The sequence below is a fragment of the Streptomyces sp. NPDC001832 genome, from assembly GCF_040297265.1.
In the GTDB taxonomy this organism is placed as follows: domain Bacteria; phylum Actinomycetota; class Actinomycetes; order Streptomycetales; family Streptomycetaceae; genus Streptomyces.
In genome coordinates this window covers 34,863-57,094 of sequence record NZ_JBEOYU010000003.1, presented here as the reverse complement: position 1 = coordinate 57,094, position 22,232 = coordinate 34,863, and the positions used below count along the sequence as shown (strand labels likewise).

The following is a 22,232-nucleotide window of genomic DNA, read 5'->3' as shown; positions in this document are numbered from 1 at the left end:
CCTCGACTCACACCGCCATCGGTTCCAGTTCGCGCTCGAACCGGCGCTCGTCCCGGGCGATCCGGGTCATCGGGTGGTCTTCGCCGAGCTGCCGGGACAGTTCGTCGACCGTCTCCGCCCTCAGCCGCATCGCCTCGTCCTTGCGCCCCATCGCATCGAGCGTGACCGCCATGTTCGACATCATGGCCAGGGTCTCCGGGTGGTGCGCCCCGATGACGTGCCTGAGCTGCCCTGCTACCTTCCGTTCGGTCTCCAGCACGATGTCGAGATCGCCCCGTTCGGCCGTCGCGTTGGCCAGGTTCATCACGCAGAACAGGGTGTTGGGGTGCTCCTGCCCGTACACCTCCCGCATCGACGCGACCACTCGGGTCAGCACCCGCTCCGACTCCTCCACCTCGCCCGCCCCCAACTGGTAGACGCCGAGGTTGTTCAGGGCGGCAAGGGTGTACGGGTGCTTCTCCCCCGGCACCTTCATGTACTGGTCGACGACCTCCTGCGCGGTGTCCCTGGCCTCGGTCGCCTCGCCCGCCGCGTACAAGTCGGCCGCCAGATTGAGGTCACAGGCCAGCGACTCCGGGTTGGCGACGGTGTACTTGGCCCGGTACCTGGCACGGGTGGCCACCGTGAGCCTGCGGGCGTCCTCCAGCCTGCCCGCCCGGCGCAGCGACACCGCCAGGCTCTTCGCCGCACTCAGCGTGCCGGGAAAAGCCCGGCCGAGCGTGGCCTTGTAACTGTCGTACGTGCGGCTGAGGATGCTGACCGCGTCCTCGTAACGCCCGACGTCACGCAGGTCGCGGGCCAGGTTCATGGCCGAGGAGAGGCTGTACGGGTGATCCTGGCCGAGCACGTCCACCCGCCGGTCGAAGACGTCCTGGTCGATCTCCCTGGCCCTGGCGTACTGACCGATGGACCGCAGGGTGAACGCCAGGTTGTTGGCCGCCGCCAGGGTCCTCGGGTGCGATTCGTGGAAGATCTGGTTGAACCCCTCGGTCGCCTCCGTCGCCAGCTCGATCGCCCTGGTGTACTCACCGAGCGTGCCGAGGTCCGTCGCCAGGCTGCTGGTGCTCATGTACGTGTGCGGATGCTCCGGGCCCAGGACCTCCTGCTGCGTCGCCAGGGTGATCTCGTCAAGCTCCCGCGCCTCCACATAACGGCCGCGCGCGCGGTAGATGTTGGCGAGGTGGAAGCAGAGGTAGAGGTACTGGATGTCCCGCTCCCCCAGCGTCTCCTTCCAGAGGGCGCGCAGCTCCTCGCCGAGAGTGGCGGCGGTCCTGAAGTCACCTCGCTTCCAGAGATAGCGGATCCGGTCGATCAGCAGCCTGCGGGCCTCGGGCTCCTTGCAGTTGCGGGCGTCGGACGGGCCGAGGTGCGGCCAGATCGTGGCGAACTGCGGCCAGCTCGCGGGGTTGTCGATCGGCTCGTTCTCGTCGTCGGGCCGAGCGCCCGCCAGGATGCGGTGGACGGCGTGCCGGGCGTCCTGCTGCTCCTCCTCGCTGAGCTGTGCCCGGATGACGGCCTGGACGAGACGGTGCACCTGGATGGAGTTGGAGACCTGGTCGACCTTGGCGAGGGCGAACCGGCCGATCTCCCGGATCACCCGGCCGAGCACCAGCTTCTCCTGGAGCGAGGCGTCGTACGGCTTCAGTGCCTCGATCATCTCCTTGCTGTACAGCAGGTTCCCCGAGATCGGCTCGGGGGCGAAGAAGGCACAGAGCTGGAGCAGCCGCACCGCGGCGGGCGAGCGCTCCTTGAGCCGTTCGATGGAGATGTTCCAGGTGGCGGCGACCGGCTGCGGGTAGCCGGCCGGCTGGTTGAGCGCCAGGACCTCGGGAGCCTGCTGCGCCAGCTGTTCCAGATAGGTGTCGATCGGGGTGGCGGTCTCCGCGATCCAGGCCGCCGCCTGTTCGACGGCGAGCGGCAGGTCACCGACCGCGGTGGCCACCTGCGCGGCGTCCTCCTCGCTCAGCCCCGGGGCCCGGCGCTGCAGGTGTTCGATGGACTCCTCGCGCAGGAAGACGTCGACGGGCAGTGCGTCGCCGTGCTGGGACCAGGCCTGGTTGCGGGAGGTGACCAGGATGTGGCCGGAGCCCCCCTGCGGGAAGTAGCGCCTGAGCCGTTCGGGGTCGTCGGCGTTGTCGAAGACCAGCAGCCAGCGGTCCGAGGGCACGCCGCGCCGCAGCAGGTCCACGGCCTCCTGGGAGGCGGCCGCCATGTCGTCGCCGCCCTGGGCGCCGAGCCGGACGGCGAGCTCGGCGAGCGCGGCCACCACGTCGTCGGTCTGCTCGGACGAGATCCACCAGACCAGGTCGTAGTCGGCCATGAAGCGGTGCACGTACTCCAGGGCGACCTGGGTCTTGCCGACGCCGCCGAGCCCGTACAGGGTCTGCGGCTGCGGGAGCACGACGGCCATCCCGCCGCCGAGCTGGTCACGCATCCGCTCCAGAACCAGGGAGCGGCCGGTGAAGCCGGGGTTGCGCGGCGGTGCGTTCCAGATCCTGGGGACGGTGCCGGGGAAGCGCGGTCCGGGCGACACACCGTCGGTGAGCTGCACGGGCCGGTCCAGGGCGCGCAACAGGGCGGCGGTGGCATGCACCTCGTCGAGCCGGAAGAGATCGACGGGGTTGCGGTCGATGTAGGGCGCGGTCAGTCGTACGTCACCGACCCTGAGCGGCAGCAGATGGCGCCGACCACCACCGGGGTCTTCCGCCACGGCCCGGTCCCAGAGGTTCACCGCACGCTGCGACTTGAGGTAGGCGCTGGAGAGCAGCACCACGGTCCGGGCCGCGTTCTCGGCGGCCGCCGGTTCCTGGGGCTCCCGCTCGGCGGACACATCGCGTGGTACGACGCGGAACCCTGCCCGGGTGAGCACGGATTCGATCCAGTCGGCCCACATCCGGTTCTCCGCCACATAGCTGAGGAAGAGATCGGCGGGCAGCGCGGGCCTGCGCCGGGTGAACGCGTCACGGATGCGCAGCCGTACCTCTTCGCCGACCGGTGGCATCGAGGTGATCTGCTGGTCGGTGATGACGGAGGTGAGCCGTTCGAAGGCGGAGAGCAGTGAGTTGGTGAGACCGGCCTCGTCGCCGAAAGTGGCGAGGGTCTCCTCGTAGGCGTAGTAGGGGCGGTACGGAATCTCCACCGCGCCCCAGTAGGCGGTGAGTTCATCACCGGACAGATCGCGCGGCAGCCGGTCGAACTTCAGCCGGGCCAGCGCCCGTCCGGCATCGGCCTTCTCCTTCTCGCCCTCGTCGATGCGCATCGGGACGGGGAAGATGGAGATGGGGCGGCCGGTGTAGCGCTCGGAGATCTGCCGGGCGACCGAGGCGGCACCGTCGATGGACTGGTCGCTGAGGGTGAAGCAGTCGACGAGGACGTCGGGCAGGTGGACGGTGCAGATGTCGGCGATGTCGCTGAGGCCCGTCCGGCTGTCGATGAGGACGTAGTCGTAATTGGCCTTCATGTCGTCGCGCAGGGCGTCGAAGAAGTGGCCGCCGCCGAGCCGGTCGTAGAAGTTGTCCCAGTCGAAGGTGGAGACGGTCGCGGAGTATTCGCGGTTCTGCCGCCCGGCGGAGACGAAGTCGAGGGTGCCGCCGTGCGGGAACTCCCAGCCGAGCGCCTCGGGTGTGAGGGAGACGGCGTGCGGCTGGATACGGGCGTAGTCGCGGTGCCAGTCGTCGGCGCGCTGGACGGGGCTGGTCGCGGCCCACGCGTACTCGGTGATCAGATCGATGACACCGGTGGTGGCACCGAGCGTCGACGGGTCGAGGAACGGGTGGAAGAACCGGTGGAGCCCCGGTGCCTCCAGGTCCCAGTCGACGGCCAGTACCCGTTTTCCGTTGGCGGCGAGTATCCAGGCGGTGTTGGCCAGGGCCATGGTGCGCCCGGTGCCGCCCTTGTACGAGTAGAAAGTGACGATGCGCCCGTCACGACTGGCCGTCATCCGTGTCCTCCGCATCCGTCGCAGGGTTGTGTGTCTCGGGGATGTAGTACGTCTGCGCCATCGGCCCCATCAACCGTGTCCGTTCGTGGTGCCCGCCGCCGCCGGTGGCGGGTGGGTAGACCGCCGCATGTCTCAGGTACTGCTGGGCTGCCACCTCGACCACCTGCGGCAGGATCTGCCCGAAGGCCTCCATGCTGGGTACGCCCTTGGCGGCGGAGCGGCAGAAGGCCCGCCCCTGGCGCATCTTGGTCGGCATGGTCTGTTCGAGCTTCTCGGTCAGCTCGGCCTCGACCGCCCTGCTCTCGTGGTCCTCGCGGTTCCACGGCACGACCATCGTCACCCAGGGACGATTCTCGGCGTCGAAGGCGGCGAGCCGCCGACGCCGGTCCTCGTCCTGCAGGGCCCAGCGGTCGACGAGCAGGATCTCCGGTCTGCTGGGCGGCTGTTTGCCCTCCGGGTGCTCGAACTCCTCGTCGAAGGAGGAGATGGTGGCCTGGTAGTTGAGGGAGCGCACCAGGTCCTCGGCGACATAGGCCAGCGGGCGGGCGGCGGCCGGGTGGTAGGGATTCCAGTCCTGCGGGTTGTCGCCGTAGTACTCGGCGTTGCGCCCCTCGGGCAGGTCGTGCCGGGTGGGGGCGGCGATGGTCACCTGCATGGGGCGGGGGCCGCCGACTCCGCTGTTCGGCGGACCGAAGGCGCTGGGGGCCAGCCGGTAGTCGACGGGGCGCCCGCTGCCGATCCGAATGGTGTCCGCGACGCTGACGATGCGCTTGGCGAGTTCGTACACCGCGCGCTCGTACTCCTCGGTGAAGAGCCTGAGTTTGATCAGTCCGTAGAGTCCGTCGCTGACATAACGCTCCCCGAAGTCGCGGTGGTTGAACTGTAATCGCTCGGCGGGGCCCGGGAGTTGGCTGGGCGGCACCGGCACCCAGAGCGCCGGGACGATCGCCTCGGCCGGCCTGTTGGAGCGGGCCCGGTAGTCAATGGCGCGCTGGGCGAAGGCGTACCACTCCTTGCCGCACATCTCGCTGGCGAAGTAGCGCGGTGAGAACAGCGGAACGAACACCCGGCAGGTGGCGAGCACCTCGCCGAGCCGCTCCGACCAGCCCTCGCCGGAGCGTATCTCGCGGTCGATGAACCCGGCGGGCGCGCCCGCGGGCAGATCGGTCATGGCCATCACATGGCCGCAGAGATCCTGGAAGAGCCGCTCGACCCACATATCAGGGTCCGTTCCACCGCCGTACCCCGGTGTATGCGCATAACTCAAGAAGAAGTACGGCCGATGGTCCGCCGCTCGCTGTTGCGTTGTTGCGTGCACACGACCCCCGTCCTGTGTGAGCACCCGCACCCGAGGATTGAAGTGAATGCGAGCGAATTCATCATTCCGGAGCGGACGTTGCTCCACCCCCATGGCGTTCGGTCATTCAACGCCAGTTTTCAGTCATACGTTCCCAGGTTCAGTCGATCATTTCTTGATCGAATTCGGTCTGTTCCTGTTCCTCCCAGTTGTCCTGTGCGTAGCGACGGCCCCGGCTGAACCGGAACGCGAGCCTCAGATCTCTTTTCGCATCTGATCCAGCAGCCGTTTCCCACTGACGGTCAGTTCGGCGGCGCCCTCCAGCGTGTCGAGGGCCTGCGGTACGCCCTCCAGATAGCTCAGCTCGAAAGCCCCCAACGCCATCCGCTCATAGGTGTCGGCCAGCAACCGGGAAATCGGAACTGGTTCTTCCTGCCAGGGCGTCCGATGTTCCCAGGAGCCGTCTGCCGCGTAAAGATCCGTGACATCGCGAAGCGCCCGTAATTCGGCCCGCCGAAAGCCCCGCAGCAGCGCGAACGCCAACTCCTCTGCGCTGCCGTCCGGGGAGATCCCCAGTGCGCCGAATCCGTGCCGCCCGACGGCGGGCTCCGTCGGGGCCAGACGGGTCAGCGGCGTGAGGGTGGTGAGGCGGCCCGCCATGTCCCCGGTACGCCCGGGCGCCTTCGTCCCGATCAGCGTCCAGGCCTCGCCGATCCTGGCCTCCAGGTCGGCGGCGGCCCGGTCGTCGAGGGCGTCCGCGGCGGGCACGGAGAAGCACTTGCGGTACGGGTCGAGGTCGTCGAGCACGAAGCCGGGCGTCGAACCGGGCGTCGCGAGCCGGCGCAACGGCCGCCAGCCGGGACCGGCCTCCTTGGGCCGTACGACCCGCAGCTCGGCCGCGTCGGCCTCTTCGCGCCGGACCAGGAAACCGTCCTCGATTGCCCGCACCAGTGCCGTGCCGCGCTCCCCCGCCTCCGCGATCCGCAACTCGCCGAGACCGGGCAGGAGGATCCTGCCGCCCGAGAAGGTCACCCGTACGGAGAGATCGAGGCCGCCCCGTACAGCGGCGGCCGCGAGATACACCGGCATCCGCCGCGCCACCTCCACGGCCCCGGGCCGCTCGTGGACCAGCTCCATCGCGTACAGCAGCCAGCTGCGGGTGTAGGGGTGGGCCAGCACCTCGTCCAGACCACGGGCCCCTTCCTCCGACGCGTCGATGGCTGCGGCCAGCTCCCAGACGGCCGCCCACCGCTCGCCGCCGCGCTGCCCGATGTCGGCGTTCAGCCGGGCGAGCAGGGTGCGGGTGAGGTCCTGCTGGGCAGCGAGCAGTTCGACGGGCTCGGCCACCGCGGGTGCCACGAGGGCCGCCGCGGTGCGCGCCTCGATGCCGCGCACCAGGGCCTCCAGATCGGCGCAGTACACGGACGGGTTGTCGAATGCGCCGGACGGCCCCGTGGAGCGGTACCGGTGGGTGTACAGGCCACCTCCACACGAACGTACGACCGGGCATCGGCGGCAGGTCTCGCTGACGCCGGCCAGTCCGAGCTGGCGGGCCCGCACCCCGGGGTGGGCGGCGACTTCGTCCAAGGAGTGGGTGAAGACATCGAATCCGGTGGCCGCCGCGCCTTCGTAGGCACTCTTGAGCGAGTCGACCTGCTCCAGCTGTCCGTCGGTCTCGACGACGACGAGGTCGGTGGGGGCGAGCCCGAGGGACTCGGTGAGGCTGGGGCCGCCGCTCAGCGTGGACAGCACCGAGGAGAAGAGCCGTACCGGCACTGGGCGCCCCTGCTCCTGCCAGCGGTCGAAGACCGCGAGAAGCCAGTCGGCGTAGGCGGTGGGTGATCCGTCCGGGCGGGGCGGCGGCTCGTCCCAGGTGGCGTGCGGAAGCAGGAAGTCGATGAGCGGCGGGTCGAGCTCGGTGAGTGCGTCGAGGACCGCGCGCGGGTCGTTCTCGACGTCGACGGTACACAGGAGCCCGAGGTTGAGATGGCGGTAGCTGTCCTGCTGGAGCAGCTCGACGGCCTTGAGAACCAGGGGGTGGCTGCTGCGTCCGTCGGCGTATCGGCGGTGCCGGTCGTTGGCGGCACGGTCGCCGTCCAGGGAGATGCCGACCTTGACGTCGAACTCGTCGAAGAGGTCGAGATAGCGCGGGCTGAGCTGGAGTCCGTTGGTGTGGATGCGGAGGTCGAGTTCAGCGATGCCGTCGAAGGCGGAGGTGAGTTCTTCGCAGATGCGCCGCAATCGGGCGGGGCCCGCCAGCAGAGGCTCCCCTCCGTGCAGGATCACTGACACGGAGGGCAGTGCATGTGTCTTGGCATGCTCGGCCAAGCGTTGAGCAGTCCGGAAGATGACATCATCAGAGATTGTTCTTGGCCGGGTTCGCCAGCTCTGATCCGCATGTTCATAGACATAGCAATGGTCACAGGCAAGATCGCACCTGCTGTGAACCTTGAGGACGACTTCGCGGAAAGGGACCAGGGGTCCTGTCATTCCACCAGTCTAGCCAGCCCGCGGGGGTGATCGGGGCATTGGTTCGGAGTGCCGGGGCATCGGTTCGGAGTGCCGAGGCGTCGGTTCACAGTGCCGAGTTGAAGGTCGACGCCTGGGTGGGGCGACCGGCTGACGGGGCATGCACACGACCGAGCTTCCGGGCAGCAGCAGTGCCGCGGACATCGATCTTGGCAAGCGGCACACGGTCCTTCTTCGCAACAGCGAAGGAGAGGGAGGATTCAGAGGTCTTCACGGCCGTCCTTGAGGGGGTTTGTTCCGATGGAATGGTTCCAGACAGGAATGCAGCAACGGTATCTGCACCATTGCAGTGCCTGGCGGCTCGACTTTACTCTCATGACCTCGGTCTGCAACTGAGGTTGCCGACTTGGAACAAGAGCGTCACGTGGGACCGCCCGGATCGAACGGAACCACTAATTCCGCCATTGAGGTGACGACGTAACCGCAGACGGGAGTGAACATGACGGCGATTCCCGGACCGCTGCAGAGCATGGTGTTCAGGAACGCCGACCTGCCGGCGCTCTTCCATCACACGGACGCGATCGCCATCGCAAGGCAGCGGGAGGCCGTGAACACCACCCGTGTCCAGCTGATTCTACTGGTCATGGGCGCGATGCCGGCCGCGGTGCCCTGGCACCTGGAGATAGCTGACACGCTTCAACTCGCCGACGTCATCGGCGTGTTGGCCTACGCGGGTGTCCTGATCACGATGTACCTCACCGCCCAGCGCAAAGCAAAGTCGCAATGGCAACTCAACCGCTCGGCAGCGGAGTTCATCAAGTCGATTTGCTGGCGTTACTCCGTACACGGCTCACCTTTCGACACCACCACCCAGCACCCCGAGGCAGTGTTCGCGAATCGTCTCGAAGAAGGCCTTCAGGAGCTCCGGAAGGTGGGATGGGCCGACCCCCGCGACCTGACGGCGGAGTCCGGCGGGTTGATAACGGACTCCATGCGCGAGTTACGGAACAAGGCATTCACCGTGCGCAAGGAGACGTATGTACGGGACCGGCTGATCGAGCAGCGCAGTTGGTACCGCAGGCGTCAAGAGGTGTCCAGGCGGGCCACGCTCGTCTGGTCGACCACCATTGCCGTACTCACGGCGCTCGCCCTGGTGTTCGCGCTGTTGCGGATGTTCTCCGTCACTCAGTCCTTCGCCCTGACAGGGGTACTGTCGGCTGCCGCGGCAGCCTGTCTGGCGTGGAGCGAGATGCGTCGCCACCACCCGCTGATCTCGGCCCACTCGCTGGTGGAGCAGGATCTGGAGTCGATGCAGGTCGCGATGGAGACCACGCTGACCGAGCGCCAGTGGCCGCGGGCGGTGTTCGAGACCGAGCGCATCGTCTCCCCGCAGCACACCGACTGGCTTGCGCGGCACCAGATGTGACGGGAAGTCAGATATATGGATAAAGGACGCGCAGTCGGTACGAAGCCGGTCGCGCGAACGGGTCAGGTGCGCTCCACGCCCTCGCGCCAGATCACCGTGACCGGGCGGCCCAGACTGCGGGCGTACGTCACGATGTCGCCCGTGCCGCCGAAGCCTCGGGCCGGCCTTCCGTCCCACACGGCGAGCAGCCGGTCGCAGTGGTCGGCGATATAGGCGCCCGCCGCGTAGTACGCCTCGTCCGTGGAGTGCGGGTAGTCCAGTCGGACCTCCCGGACCGCCCGGTCCTTGAGGGCCCGGTAGCGGGCGAGTTCGGCCGCGTCGGCGAAGCAGGATTCATAGTCGCCGCTGGGAATGACCGCGGTCAGCTCCGCACCGCGGGCCAGGGCGAGATCGGCGAAGAGCTGGTCCGCTCCCACTGCCAGGCTGGAGAGGGCCTCCAGGGCACCTTCGAAGCCGCAGAGCGCCGCCCGTAGCCCGGCCAGCACATGGGCGTGGGCCTCCTGTGGAATGCTGCGATGGCCGGTCACTCCGATGCGTTTCACGGACCTGGAACCCCCTGAGGTGTCTGCGGGGGTCCCCGGAGGGCATCCCTCCGGAAGGCACAGCATCCGCCCCCGTTTGCTCCTGCGTGACCGACCTGCCCCACATCCTCTCAAATGCCGTGGGGTGAACGGGAGCCCCCGCCCGGGATTCGGGCAGGGGCTCCGTCTCGGCCGACCGATGGTTCGAGGGCCGGCCCGGGGTGCCGGGCCTCAGTAGACGCTGACCCCGTACGCGCTGAGCGCCTCGGTCACCGGCTGGAAGTACGTCGTACCGCCGGAGGAACAGTTGCCGCTGCCGCCCGAGGTGAGACCGATCGCCTGGGAGCCGGAGTAGAGCGGGCCGCCGGAGTCGCCCGGCTCCGCACACACATTCGTCTTGATCATGCCGTAGACGATGTCCCCGCCACCGTAGTTGACCGTGGCGTTGAGACCGGTGACCGTTCCGCTGTGGATGCCCGTGGTGGATCCACGGCGGGTGACGGACATGCCGACCGTGGCGTTGGCCGCACCGGTGATGTCGACGCTGCCGACGGTGCCCGGGTGGGCGAGCGAGGTGTTGTCGTAGCGCACCAGGCCGTAGTCATTGGTCGGGAAGCTGGATCCGACCGTCGGGCCGATACTGGTCGAGTTGGAGGAGTTGGTGTACCAGGGCGGGTTGCCGTCGGTGCAGTGACCGGCGGTCAGGAAGTAGTAGGTGCTGCCGCTGCGGACGTTGAAGCCGAGGGAGCAGCGCCAGCCGGGGGCGTAGATCGCGTCGCCGCCGGAGAGTAGTTTGCTCAGCCTTCCAGAGGTGCGCTCGATCCGCAGGGCGCCGGCGTTGGCGCCGGCGGACTGCTTGATCCGCTTGATCTCGGACTGCGAGACCGTGCTGTCCGCGGTGACCACGAGGGTGCTGGTCGCCGGGTCGATGCTCCAAGCAGTTCCCGCCACATCGGCACCGAGCACGGCGTCACTCGCGGCGGAGAGCTGCTCGGCGCTGAAGGTTGTGGTGGTGTCGGCCTGGGCGGTGGGGACGGCGAGTGCGGCGACGGCGACAAGGCCTGCGGCAATGGCGACAGCCCTGCTGCGTCTCGCGGTGCCACTGAGGGGGGTGGTGCGCTTGATCCTCACTTTTCATTCCTCCCGAGGGGAAGTCGGGGGCCCGCCTGTGGGGTGGTCGGACCCGTGAGGCGCAGTCGTTCGCACGGCATGCCCACTGTGTGAAATGCCGTGTTCCTGACAAGCGCTGCTCGGGAGTATTCAAGGCGTCAACTTCTGGCGCAAGAGGGCCTGCGGGCCTGAAACCCTGCCCCGGCAGCACATGGGCTGCCGGGGCCCGGCCGTACGGATTGCCGGACGGCGGCCCGAAGGGCCCGGTCTGCCGCGTACCTGACGCAGGTACAGCTCCGACCTCGGGGGAAGGGCAGGGTCCCGCGGTGGGTCACCACCCGGTGGCGCGCTCGGACTGAGCTTCCGTCAGAACCGAGACGATCAGGCCGTCATAGTTCGTGACAATCCAGGCAAAATGCCCGTGGTCGGAGCGGAGCGCGAGACAGAGCCCGCAGCGATGGGCCATCCACTCGATCCTGAGCCCCTCGGACAACCGGTGAGCACAGGGCCCCTGACTATCCGAACACGACGATCCCCCGAGAGTCGTTCACCCGTGCGCTGCGCTCGTGCGCATGCGCGACGCGCATCGTATCGAGCGCCCGGTTCACCCGTACGTCGCCCATGTCACCCATACGGACCGGTACATCACATTTTCTTTCTTTCAGGCCCCTGACGCTGGAGGAACCTTGACGAACCGCCACATCTTCTGCACCAGTACCGTCACGAATCCCCTGCGCGCCGACTATCCACTTGGCGCACGATCCGCATCATGGACGACCATAGGGATACGAAAAAGATGCGGAACACCACGGAACCGCGGTGAAGGGAGGCGTCCATGGGATCGGTGCGCAAGGCGAGTGCCTGGCTGGGCCTCGTAGAGGACAACGACGAGCGGTACTACGACGACGAGTACGCCGAGGGCGCACAAACCGGGACCGGTCAGGCCTGGGTGACCGACCCCCGGGTGCAGGTGGCCTCCGAGACGGCCGAGGAGACGGGCCGCCGGATCGCCACCGTCACCCCGGACAGCTTCCGGGACGCACGAGCCATCGGAGAGCTCTTCCGGGACGGCATCCCGGTGATCGTCAACCTCACGACCATGGACCCCACCGATGCCAAGCGCGTCGTGGACTTCGCCGCGGGGCTGACCTTCGGACTGCGCGGCTCGATCGAGCGCGTGGCCACCCGCGTCTTCCTGCTGACCCCGGCCGACACCCGGGTCATCAACGGCGAAGCCGCCGGCCGCCCGGCCGACGGCTTCTTCAACCAGAGCTGAGCAAGGCGCTCGCCGGACCGATCTACCGGAACGCGTCGAGGCCGGTGAGCGCCTTGCCCAGCACCAGCTGGTGCATCTCCACGGTTCCTTCGTACGTGAGCACCGACTCCAGATTCGTCGCATGGCGCATCACCGGGTACTCCAGCGAGATCCCGTTGGCACCGAGGATCGTGCGCGAAGTACGGCAGATCTCGATCGCCTCCCGCACATTGTTGAGCTTTCCGAAACTGACCTGTTCCGGACGGAGCCTGCCCGCGTCCATCCGCCGGCCCAGATGGTGGGCAAGCAGGATGCCCTTGTGCAGTTCCACGGCCATGTCCGCGAGCTTGGCCTGGGTGAGCTGGAAGCCACCGATCGGTCTGCCGAACTGCTCCCGGGTCTTCGCATAGTCGAGGGCCGACTCGAAGCTGGCCCGCGCCGCGCCCATGGCTCCCCAGACGATGCCGTAGCGGGCATGGCTGAGACAGCTGAGCGGGCCGCGGAGACCGGTGACCCCGGGGAGTACGGCGTCGGCCGGCAGCCGTACCTCGTCGAGGACCAGCTCGCTGGTGACCGAGGCGCGCAGGGACCACTTGTGCTTGATCTCGGGCGCCGAGAAACCCGGGGTGCCGGTCGGCACGACGAAACCGCGGATTCCGCCGCCCGCGCCGCCCTCGTCGGTCTGCGCCCAGACGACGGCGACCCCGGCTACCGAGCCATTGGTGATCCACATCTTGCGGCCGGTGAGCACCCAGTCTTCGCCGTCGCGCTTGGCGTACGTCCGCATCCCGGCCGGGTCGGAGCCGTGGTCCGGCTCGGTGAGGCCGAAGCAGCCGATGATCTCGCCGGCCGCCATGCCCGGCAGCCACTGCTGCCGCTGCTCCTCGGAGCCGAAGCGGTGGATGGCGTACATGGCGAGCGATCCCTGTACGGAAACCAGGGAGCGGATTCCCGAGTCGGCCGCTTCGAGCTCCAAGCAGGCCAGTCCGTACTGAACGGCGGTCGCGCCCGCGCAGCCGTATCCCTGCAGGGACATGCCGAGGGCGCCGAGCGAACCGAGTTCGCGGGCCAGCTCGCGGATGCCGGGCAGCGCACCGTTCTCGTACCACTCGGCGATGTGCGGCAGGACGCGGTCGGTGGCCCAGGCGCGGACGGTGTCGCGGATGGCGATGTCCTCGGCGCTGAACAGATCATCGATGCCGATCGGGTCGGCGGGGTCGAAGGGCGGGAGCTTCGAGGACGGAGTGGTGGACATGAGGGTGCCTCCGGCGGCTAGCACGATGCTAAAACTAGCAGTGTTAGTTACGGCGTCGTACCGACGTTACGGCTCAGTGTCCCGCCCGTCCAGAGCCGGTCGCCTCGGCGGGTCGACGCCGGGCGGGCAGCGGGTGCGGCCGCTGTGTACGGCCCGCGACGGGCGCCTCGCGCGGACCGTGGAATTCCGGAGCCTTGCTCAGGGACCCACGGACGTCCTCGGCCTCTTGGGGTTCGCTGACACCCGGTGAGGGGCACTCCATCACCCGCGGCAGCCGCAGCGCGGCAAGCGCTCCGACCAGCAGCAGAGCCGCGCTGACCAGCAGCGTGACATGAAGCCCGGTGACGAAGGAATGGCGGGCCGTGGAGCGCACCGCCTCGCCCAGCGGACCGCCGAGCCGGTCCGCCACCTGATATGCCTCGCCCAGCGAGTGGGAGGCGGCCGCACCGTCCGCGGCGGGGACGCCCTTTTCGGGGAGCTTCGCGAGTCCTGAGGCGTACGCGGCGTTCATGACGCTGCCGAGCAGGGCGATCCCCATGCCCGCACCCAGCTGGTAAGAGGTCTCGCCGATCGCCGCCGCACCGCCTGCCCGGTCGGCGGGGGCCTCGCTGAGCATGGATTCGTATGCCCCGAAGAGCGTGGTCTGCAGTCCGAAGCCGAGCGCCACGAAGGCCGCGGTCAGCAGGCCGGGCCGGTCGTGCTGCCCCATCGCGGTCAGGATCAGCACGGAGGCGGCCGTGAGCACGAAGCCCCAGCCGACCATGCGGCGCGGCCCGATGCGGCGCAGGGTGTACGAGCCGGTGGCGCCCGCCGCCATGGCCGCGAGGGTGAGCGGAAGCAGCCGCAGCCCCGTCTGAAGCGGGGTCAGGCCGAGTACGAGCTGGAGGTACTGCACGGCTATCAGTTCCAGCCCGACCAGAGCCAGCATGGCAAGGATGATGCAGCCCACCGCGGTCGAGAAGGCGGGCCTGGCGAACATCCCGATGTCGATCAGCGGATGCGCATGGCGCTTCTGACGGCGTACGAAGGCCATGAGCAGTACGGTCCCGATCAGCAGCGGGGCCAGTGTGGCCGGGCTCAGCAGCCCCTCGCCTGTGCCCGCCCGCTTTACGCCCAGGACCACACCGAGCACTCCGGCCGCGGCCATCAGCGCACCCAGCACATCCCACGGGCCATCGTCGCTGCCGCGCGACTCGGGGAGCAGCAGGCGACCGACCGGCAGGACCAGCGCCATCAGCGGGATGTTGATCAGAAAGACCGAGCCCCACCAGAAATGCTCGACGAGGAAGCCGCCTATGACGGGTCCGGTGGCGGCGCCGACGGCGGCGACCGCGGTCCAGACGCCGATCGCCACGGCCCGTTCACGCCGATCGGGGAAGACCTGCCGGAGGATCGACAGCGTCGCCGGCATGATCATCGCCCCGCCGACACCGAGCAGAGCACGCGCCGCTATCAGTACGCCGGGACTGTCGGCCATCGCGGCGATCGCGGAGGCGACACCGAAGAGGGCATAGCCGAGCAGCAGAATGCGTCGTCGGCCGACCCGGTCGCCGAGAGTACCGAAGAGGATCAACAGCGAGGCGCAGACCAGTGGATAGGCATCCACGATCCAGAGCAGACCGGCGGCGCTGGGCCGCAAGTCCTCGGTGACGGCGGGGACGGCGACATGGAGCACGGTCGAGTCGAGCGCGACGAGCAGCAGACTTAAGCAGAGGACGACGAGGACGACCCATCGATTGGCACCGTCGGCGGCAGAGCGCCGCCGGATTCGGGCTGTGGTCGTCCCGGACATGCATGTACCTCCCAAAAGGTCCCTCGCACCTCGGCAGGCCAGCCGGGGATGCAACGGTTCGCTGTCCCTCGGGGCCCGGCATCGACGGCGAGTGATCCGTCAGCGTACGCGAGTACGGAGCACTCACACGTGGTTCACCTCATACCTCGATGAGTCGTGGAGTGTGGCGTACGCCACGCCGAGCCGCCGTCCGCGGCCCGCTCGGACCTGCACGGACGGCCTCCGCACCCGGCACAGAAGGTACTCGGCGTGACTGCCGGAGCACGCGCCGGGCCCTCATCGCTAGCGTTCGGTAACCGGACGAACACTGTACGTTTTACCACTCCGTGAGGTCGGAGAAATTCATACCGGCACCTCCTGCGCTTTTCTTTCCACACTCAAGCACCCTTCCGAAATGAGTGCGAAATCAATAGCGCAGAAACCCGCCGATACGCTTCTTCGGGTCAGGAATTAAGACCCGGCTGAGACAAAGTCCACATCACATCGTCATCACGAAGAGACCGGATCGACCTGGTCTCGCACTAACTCGCTGTAACGTCGAGTGGGTGCGTACCGACATCTTTGCCCGCCTGGACCGGGAGCCGGAGCCGCCGAAGATAGAGCCGCCGCGGATGAGCCGTCACCGCATCGCTCTCTTCTGCGGGACGTTGGCGTTCTATGTCGCCATCGTCGTTGCCGTGCTGACCTCTTCCTGGCTGGTGACCCTGGACTGGAAGGTCATGCTCTTCCGGCCATATGAACAGTGGCCGGAAATTCACGCCTTCCTCGACTACTACGTCGTGCTTGGTCAGCGCGGCCCGACCGCCACCATGGTCGCCTGCTGGCTCGGCTGGCGCTCCTGGCGGCAGCACACACTCCGGCCCCTGCTGATGCTCGGCGCCTCACTGCTGCTGCTCAACGCGACGGTCGGCGCGGTCAAGATCGGCCTGGGGCGGCTCGGCCCGCACTACGCGACCCAGATCGGCTCCGCGGAGCTCTTCTCCGGCGGCGATATATTTCCGTCGGGCCACACGGCCAACGCGGTCGTGACCTGGGGAATCCTCGCCTATCTGGCCACTACCCCGCGGGCCAGGCGCTATCTGTCGGCCGTATCGGCGATCGTCTCACTCGGCGTCGGACTCACCACCGTCTACCTCGGCACGCACTGGCTCAGCGATGTCCTGCTGGGCTGGGCCGCCGGGCTGCTGATCCTGCTGGGCCTGCCCTGGGTCGAGCCACTGATCGCCCGGACCGAGGCCTGGATCTTCGCCCAGCGCGAGAACCTGCGGGGCCGCAGCCGTCCCGTTCCCTCCTTGCCCGTCGCGGCCGGAGGACCCCGGACCGTACCGCGCCCGCAACTGGACGGCGGCGACGCCGTGACGGAGAGCCCCGTGCCGACGCCGGTCGCCGCGGGAGGACACACGGCGGCCACAACCGGCACGGTCACGGGCGCCCGCTCGCGTGCACACCCGGCGCCCCCGTCGCATCCGTCGCATCTGGTGCGCTCGGAGCGGACCCCGGTCACCCCGGCCGGCAGCCGCCGCCCGCCGCACGCGGACCGCACGCCCCGCGGCGGCACCACCGCCCGCCCGATGACCGGCGGCTGAACACCTCTGGAGCAGCGGGCCGGTACGCACAGCCGATCCCCCGCACAGTGCAGGCCCCGACTTCGGTCGGGGCCTGCACTCATGCCCGGGGCCCGGGGCGCAGGATCCTCAGCCCACCCAGCAGCGGGTGACCACGGCATCGGCCACCTCGAAGTTGATCCGTCCGCTCCGGAACTCCATCGTGATGATCGCGCCCGGCGGCAGGGATCTGACGGTGTTCCAGCCATGCCGGCGGGCCCGCTGTTCAGCCGCGTCGACGGCGAGGCCGACGTACGCACCGGGTGTGTCGTCGGGCTGGGCGGGAGGAGTCGGTATGGGTGCCATGTCTCTCACCGTAGGCGGGCCCGGACCACAACGGAAGCCGGGGCGCCGGCCGCCGCACGGCATCCTCACGTCCCTCGGCGGTCACACTTGTGTCACAGGATCACGACACGCGGGCCGCTCGAATCACGCCACCCGAGCACGCGGTCCCCCGACCGGACGCACAGTAATCACACAGGCCAAGAAACGATCATGCGGAAGGACCGAAAGCAAAACGGAATACCCCGTATAGAACACCGGAATTTCGGCGTTGAATAGCCCGCATAAATGGACATGCCACCGAGAATTCACGCTCCCTTATGGCAGCCTTATCTTTTGGTCACAAAATCCTTACCACGCGGCCACCCACTGCGCCCGTATAGCGGACAACCCGAACCGTCCCTGTATCGGGACACCGGTGGAAGCGCTCAGTCCAGGGCCCGGGACAGCCGGTCCCTGGCCGCCGTGATCGCGTCCTTGAGCTCTGGCGGTTCGACGACCTCGAAGTCGATCCCCAGCAACATGACGTGTATGACCAGCACATCGAGACTCGCCGCCCCGGTGCGCAGCAGACAGCTGTCGGCGCCGTCCGCCTCCAGCACCCCGGAGGTCGGCAAGATCCGTTCGGCCGCGCGCTCGATCCCGGTCTTCAGCCGGATCAGCGCGTGCGTCGCGTACACAGTGGTCGAGATCCCCTTCGAGACATAGGCGGCCAGATCCTCGGCCGGTGCGTCGCGGGGGGGGCATCTCGGGCCGTGCGGCGGCGTGGGGGTGATGCGGTCCGCGCGGAACGTGCGCCAGTCCGCGCGGTCCAGGTCCCAGGCCACGAGGTACCAGCGGCGCTCGGTGCACACCAGCCGGTGCGGTTCGACGGTACGGCGCGATACGGAGCCGGAGTGGTCCCGGTACTCGAAGCGCAGCCGCTCGCTGTCCCGGCAGGCTCCGGCCAGTTCGGTGAGGACACCCGGATCGGCGGTGGACGCGACGGGTCCGCGGAGCAGCGGCACGGTGAAGGTGTTCAGCGCGTTCACCCGGCGCCGGAGCCGGGTCGGCAGCACCTGTTCGAGCTTGGCAAGGGCGCGTACGGAGGCCTCGCCGATGCCCTGGACGCCGTTGCCCGCCGCGGTGCGCAACCCGACGGCGACAGCGACGGCCTCCTCGTCGTCGAGGAGGAGCGGCGGCAGCTGGGCGCCGGCGCCGAGCTGGTATCCGCCGCCGGTGCCGGAGCTGGCGTTGACCGGGTAGCCCAGTTCGCGCAGCTTGCCGACGTCACGGCGGACGGTCCGCGGGGTGACTCCGAGCCGTTCGGCGAGGTCTGCGCCCGACCAGTCCCGGTGCGCCTGGAGCAGTGAGAGAAGGCGCAGCAGTCGTGCGGAGGTCTCCAACATGGGGCGAGTCTGCCAGCGGTTGCGGACAACCTGCGTCCGTAACCGGGTACCGGCGGTCTACCGGGCCTGCGCCGGATCCGGTTCGATCCGCACGCAGAGGTCATTGTCGGCCGAGTAACAGGGGGTGGCGCGGGCGCCCTCTCCAGCGTTGCGGCCGGGGTAGACGAAGCTGTTCTTGCGGTCCCAGACGTCGTCGAGGATGCGGGAGACCCGTACGCCGTCGGCTGGTCCCCCGGTGCCCGTCCCGGGGACCAGCCAGAGTGTCCACAGATGCTGCCCGGTGACCGGGCCGGTGCCCAGTCGGTCGAGCGGAAGCGTGAAGGAGAACGTGTCGTCCTTTCCGGTGACCGGCACCCGGCAGACCCGGTCCGGGGCGGCGACCAGTCGCGCCTCGACGCGGGCGTCGTCGCCGAGGTGGGTCCCGTACAGCGTGCCCTCGACGGTCAGCCCGCCCCGGTCGAAGGTGACCGGCCCGGCTTCGGCGTGCGGTGAGCGGATCCAGCAGCGCACGGCGAGCCGGCCGTCGGCGGTCGGATACGGGATACGGACCGCGATCCGCCCGGTCTCCGGGGTGCGGTCCATGAGGAGGCGCACATCCCTGATTCCGGGCTCGACGGCCACCGCCCCGTCGTCATCCGCGCCCGGCTCACGCACATAGACGTCCCAGCGGCCTTCGGCGGGCGCCGCGGTGCCCGGCAGCACCGCGCGCAGCCGTCCCCCGCCGAGCGGGCTCAGGGGCAGTCGCAGGGTGTCGCCGTCGCTGCCCGTGCCTTTGGCTCCACGCAGCCTCAGAAGCAGTTCGGGCGTCTTTGCGGTCTCTCGGCGAGGGAGGTCGAGGTCGAAGGTGATCCCGCCGTCGCGGCCTGCGGTGCAGTCGGCTCGTGGTGTCTGTCGCTCTGTGGACACGGTCATGCGGACTTTCCCTTGCGGATGACGTCGGCGGCCTTGTAGCGCAGGGCGTACGCCCCGTCCAGCACGGCGCCGCGGGCGAGGTGCAGTGTGGTGCGCAGAGCGCCATGCGAGCGGTCGCGCGGGGCCCGGGCGGCGAGTTCGGTGAAGAGCCGCTCATGGCGTTCGGCGATCCGTGAGGGGTCGAACCGCTGCGACGCGACCAGAGCGGCGCGGCCCGAGCGGTGCCGTGCTTCGTCGTCATCGATCAGACCGAGCAGGGCCCCCGCCACCGCCGCCGGGTCACCGACCGGCACCAGCCGTCCGTCGGTGCCGTCCTCGATGATCTCGCGGGGGCCGTGCGGACAGTCGGTGGCGACGACCGGCAGGCCGCAGCGCATCGCCTCGACGATGGTCATCCCGAAGGACTCGCGGTCCGAAGTGACTGCGGCGATCGCCCCCTTGGGCCACTCGGCCTCCAACGGGTTGACCGGACCCATCAGGAACACATGGTTGTGCAGGCCGAGTTCACCGATGAGCGCGAGAAGTGCCTGGCGTTCGTTCCCGGTCGCGTCGCCGCCACCGTAGATGCGCAGCCGCCAGTCCGGGCGGACGGCGACCACGTCGGCGAACGCCCGGACGAGCAGGTCGTACCGCTTGACCTTGTGCAACCGGCCTGCGGCAATCACCCACTTGCTGTCACCGTCGGCGGGCGCGATTTTCGGCGCGGGCACACTGTTGGGAATGGACTCGATCCGTACGCCGGGCAGCTTGAGCCCGGTCCGGTAGGCGCGGGCGTCGGCCTCGGTGACGGTGGTGATCGCGTCGAGCAGAGCGTAGCGATGCCCCAACTCGCGGCGCAGCCGGTAGCTGTGGCTGTCGAGGGTGAGGTGTTCCTGCCCGATCCGGACCGGACCGCGCCGGGCCTGCCTGCTGATCTGCACATTGAGCCCGGGTCGGGTGCCGACCACGACATCCGCTTCCAGGGAACGCAGATGGCTCGCCACTCGCGTGTCGGTCAGCCTGCTGTACTGGCGGTACCTGCTGTCGCCGCGCGGGAACACGGCTGCGGGACGGGCGTGTTCGGCCGCGTCGCCGTCGTAGTCCGGGCTCTTCTTCCGCAGGTCGACGAGGTGGCTCAGGCGCACACCCTCGGGGGCACCCAGCGCGGGGACGTCACGGTGCCGGAAGACCGACACGATCTCGACGTCATGGTGCCCGGCCAGCGCCCCGGCGAGATTGAAGGTCGTACGGATCGTGCCCCCGACTCCATAGGCGTTGTGGAGCAGGAAAGAAATGTGCATGAAACGCCATATCTCCCGGTTCGGCTGATCAGTGGCGAACACCATTTGCCATGACGACACAGACCGGTTGGCGGTTCCTCCGGGCATGGGCCAGATTCAGCCATCCTCACGCTTACCTGTTTTCCCGATTTATCGACGTATCGGCGAACCGGTCCATGGCTGAGTCGACCACATGCCGTACGGCCGATCAGGAGAAACGCATCGCAATCGGCCCCTCGGGTCCTGAGATTCACCCTCTGCGTCGGACGGTTCGATTACGTTCCCTTTCTCGCGTGACCCCGGCCGCAGCTCGCCCGTTGTCTTCTGCATGAGCCGGGAACCGCCCGGCGCACGCACCGAGTTCGAGGAGCCACCCGTGCCGCGCATGCTCGACGTCAGCGAGGACGTACGCGCCGAGATCGGCGACGCCGAAGCCGACCGGCTGCTCATCGGCGACAACACCCCAGGCAGTTACGACTGCACCTCCTGCCGCACCCCCGGCGACTTGGAACAGGAACGCACCAGCACGGTGCTCTTCGTCGGCGACGAAACCGCTGTCCTCGCCTTCGCCCACGCGACCTGCATCCCCTCGCAGGTCGTCCAGGTCGCCGAGGAGCAGTTGCAGGGCGCCGTACGCAGCATCACCGGCAGCGACACGGAGCACCCTGAGCGCCCTGAGGGCCTCAGCCCCGAACAGGCCGTCCTCGGGATCACCAGCGGCCTCGTCCTGATCGACGACGAGCTCCACCCGGCCCTCGTCGTCGAGCCGACCGGCGCGATCGCCCGCCCGGGCACGGACGGCAGCCGGGGCGACGAATTCCTCCAGCTGCTGCTGGAGCAGGGCTTCCACCCGGTACACCGGATGGACCAGATGCCCGCGGTGCTGCACGGCTGGTCGATCCTGCTCGCCATGGGCCAGTTGCACGCCGTGCTCCAGCCGGGCACCGGCGGCGGTGCCCCGGTCGCCTGGTGGCAGGCGCATGCACCGCTCCAGGTCACCGAGGGCTGGCGGACCGCGGCCAACAAGTCGCAGACCGTACTCGTCTACGCCGCCCCGGTGGGGGCGATCGGCCAGCAGCCCCGCGAGGACCTGCTGCGCGACGCTCTGGACAGGGCCGCCGCCGGCGGGCTCCTGGTCGCCGCGGCAATGCCGCTGGCCGGGACCTGATCATGGCCGTCGGCTCCTCGCACCTGCGGCGAACAGCTATTTCTCCGCCGGGCCCGCATCCGACGGACAGCAGGGTCGTTGGCACATACGTGCACACATACGACTCCTCCCACCAGCGCCGCCCGATCCCTGCCATGCGTCCCCCGCAGGATCCTTCGGGCAGCCAGTCCCCCACCCCGATCTACGACGCGCTGTACTCCGAGTACCGCCGTTCGTTCCGGGCGCTGCCGGGTGATCGTAGCGGCGAGGAGAATCTCGGCTTCGTGGCCTTCGGAACCGGACGCCTCGGCAGCCGCGTACCGCTCAGCAGCCACTCCGGCTTCTCCGGTCTCTCAGGTCTCTCCGGTCTCGCCACGGGGCTGTCCGTAGACAACGGGGCCACCGGACACGGCAGCGCCCCAAGCACACACACCGGCAGCCTCAGCTCCTGGCAGCGGGTGGGCCGGCACTCCGGGCGGGCCCAGCCTGCGGCACTGCCCCCGGGATCGGAATCGTGAGGGGCCTCGCCTCATGAGGGAGCCCCGGTCCGTTTCGTATCCGAAATGGTCCGGGGC

Annotated in this window: 17 protein-coding genes; 5 read left to right on the top strand and 12 right to left on the bottom strand. The window is 68.8% G+C overall.

The window, feature by feature from the left end; translation table 11 throughout:
* Nucleotides 1-7 precede the first annotated feature (7 nt).
* The 4 genes from fxsT to fxsA all read right to left on the bottom strand — a co-directional run bounded on the left by fxsT (nt 8) and on the right by fxsA (nt 7,980).
* Nucleotides 8-3,940 (bottom strand): FxSxx-COOH system tetratricopeptide repeat protein, encoded by a 3,933-nt coding sequence (gene fxsT / locus ABT115_RS03860; RefSeq protein WP_351783714.1) that lies wholly within the window; start codon nt 3,938-3,940, stop codon nt 8-10.
* On the bottom strand, nt 3,924-5,282 hold the full coding sequence (fsxC, locus tag ABT115_RS03855) for an FxsC protein (protein WP_351784045.1): 1,359 nt from the start codon (nt 5,280-5,282) through the stop codon (nt 3,924-3,926). The genes fxsT and fsxC overlap by 17 nt, the downstream gene beginning before the upstream one ends.
* 210 nt (nt 5,283-5,492) lie before the next feature.
* Entirely contained in the window at nt 5,493-7,727 is a 2,235-nt protein-coding gene (fxsBH, locus tag ABT115_RS03850; RefSeq protein ID WP_351783712.1) for a radical SAM/SPASM protein FxsBH, inactivated beta-hydroxylase extension form, read from the bottom strand.
* An 85-nt stretch (nt 7,728-7,812) separates the two neighbouring features.
* On the bottom strand, nt 7,813-7,980 hold the full coding sequence (fxsA, locus tag ABT115_RS03845; protein WP_351783710.1) for an FxSxx-COOH cyclophane-containing RiPP peptide: 168 nt from the start codon (nt 7,978-7,980) through the stop codon (nt 7,813-7,815).
* A 225-nt stretch (nt 7,981-8,205) separates the two neighbouring features.
* Between fxsA and ABT115_RS03840 the strand changes: the two genes are divergently transcribed.
* A complete protein-coding gene (locus ABT115_RS03840) occupies nt 8,206-9,132 on the top strand; it encodes a DUF4231 domain-containing protein (protein ID WP_351783708.1) in 927 nt (308 codons plus the stop codon).
* A gap of 62 nt (nt 9,133-9,194) precedes the next feature.
* Here the strand turns inward: ABT115_RS03840 and ABT115_RS03835 are convergent, their stop codons facing one another.
* Both ABT115_RS03835 and ABT115_RS03830 read right to left on the bottom strand, forming a co-directional pair.
* Nucleotides 9,195-9,674 carry a hypothetical protein gene (locus tag ABT115_RS03835; RefSeq protein ID WP_351783706.1) on the bottom strand — a complete coding sequence of 160 codons (480 nt, stop codon included), beginning with the start codon at nt 9,672-9,674 and terminating at the stop codon, nt 9,195-9,197.
* A 210-nt stretch (nt 9,675-9,884) separates the two neighbouring features.
* A complete protein-coding gene (locus ABT115_RS03830; protein WP_351783704.1) occupies nt 9,885-10,784 on the bottom strand; it encodes a S1 family peptidase in 900 nt (299 codons plus the stop codon).
* Nucleotides 10,785-11,598: 814 nt separating this feature from the next.
* Here ABT115_RS03830 and ABT115_RS03825 point away from each other — a divergent pair.
* Nucleotides 11,599-12,039, top strand: coding sequence for a cell division protein SepF (locus tag ABT115_RS03825; RefSeq protein WP_351783702.1), 441 nt, complete (start codon nt 11,599-11,601; stop codon nt 12,037-12,039).
* A gap of 22 nt (nt 12,040-12,061) precedes the next feature.
* On the opposite strand, the gene ABT115_RS03820 is transcribed toward ABT115_RS03825, so the two are convergent.
* Complete coding sequence (locus tag ABT115_RS03820) at nt 12,062-13,273, bottom strand: acyl-CoA dehydrogenase family protein (protein WP_351783700.1); 1,212 nt, start codon at nt 13,271-13,273, stop codon at nt 12,062-12,064.
* Nucleotides 13,274-13,346: 73 nt separating this feature from the next.
* Nucleotides 13,347-15,065 carry an MFS transporter gene (locus tag ABT115_RS03815; RefSeq protein WP_351783698.1) on the bottom strand — a complete coding sequence of 573 codons (1,719 nt, stop codon included), beginning with the start codon at nt 15,063-15,065 and terminating at the stop codon, nt 13,347-13,349.
* A 545-nt stretch (nt 15,066-15,610) separates the two neighbouring features.
* On the opposite strand from ABT115_RS03815, the gene ABT115_RS03810 reads away from it, so the two are divergent.
* Nucleotides 15,611-16,651 carry a phosphatase PAP2 family protein gene (locus ABT115_RS03810; RefSeq protein ID WP_351783696.1) on the top strand — a complete coding sequence of 347 codons (1,041 nt, stop codon included), beginning with the start codon at nt 15,611-15,613 and terminating at the stop codon, nt 16,649-16,651.
* A 108-nt stretch (nt 16,652-16,759) separates the two neighbouring features.
* Here the strand turns inward: ABT115_RS03810 and ABT115_RS03805 are convergent, their stop codons facing one another.
* From ABT115_RS03805 to ABT115_RS03790, 4 genes are all read right to left on the bottom strand, one after another.
* On the bottom strand, nt 16,760-16,975 hold the full coding sequence (locus tag ABT115_RS03805) for an I78 family peptidase inhibitor (RefSeq protein ID WP_351783694.1): 216 nt from the start codon (nt 16,973-16,975) through the stop codon (nt 16,760-16,762).
* A gap of 404 nt (nt 16,976-17,379) precedes the next feature.
* On the bottom strand, nt 17,380-18,339 hold the full coding sequence (locus tag ABT115_RS03800) for a helix-turn-helix transcriptional regulator (RefSeq protein WP_351783692.1): 960 nt from the start codon (nt 18,337-18,339) through the stop codon (nt 17,380-17,382).
* Between the two features lie 57 nt (nt 18,340-18,396).
* On the bottom strand, nt 18,397-19,251 hold the full coding sequence (locus ABT115_RS03795) for a transferase (RefSeq protein ID WP_351783690.1): 855 nt from the start codon (nt 19,249-19,251) through the stop codon (nt 18,397-18,399).
* The gene (locus ABT115_RS03790) at nt 19,248-20,531 is read right to left on the bottom strand and encodes a glycosyltransferase family 4 protein (RefSeq protein WP_351783688.1); all 1,284 of its coding nucleotides are present in this window, start codon (nt 20,529-20,531) and stop codon (nt 19,248-19,250) included. The genes ABT115_RS03795 and ABT115_RS03790 overlap by 4 nt, the downstream gene beginning before the upstream one ends.
* A 355-nt stretch (nt 20,532-20,886) precedes the next feature.
* Between ABT115_RS03790 and ABT115_RS03785 the strand changes: the two genes are divergently transcribed.
* Together ABT115_RS03785 and ABT115_RS03780 are read left to right on the top strand one after the other, a co-directional pair.
* A complete protein-coding gene (locus ABT115_RS03785) occupies nt 20,887-21,678 on the top strand; it encodes a DUF8842 C-terminal domain-containing protein (protein ID WP_351784043.1) in 792 nt (263 codons plus the stop codon).
* 134 nt (nt 21,679-21,812) lie between these two features.
* Nucleotides 21,813-22,175, top strand: coding sequence for a hypothetical protein (locus ABT115_RS03780; RefSeq protein WP_351783686.1), 363 nt, complete (start codon nt 21,813-21,815; stop codon nt 22,173-22,175).
* Nucleotides 22,176-22,232 lie beyond the last annotated feature (57 nt).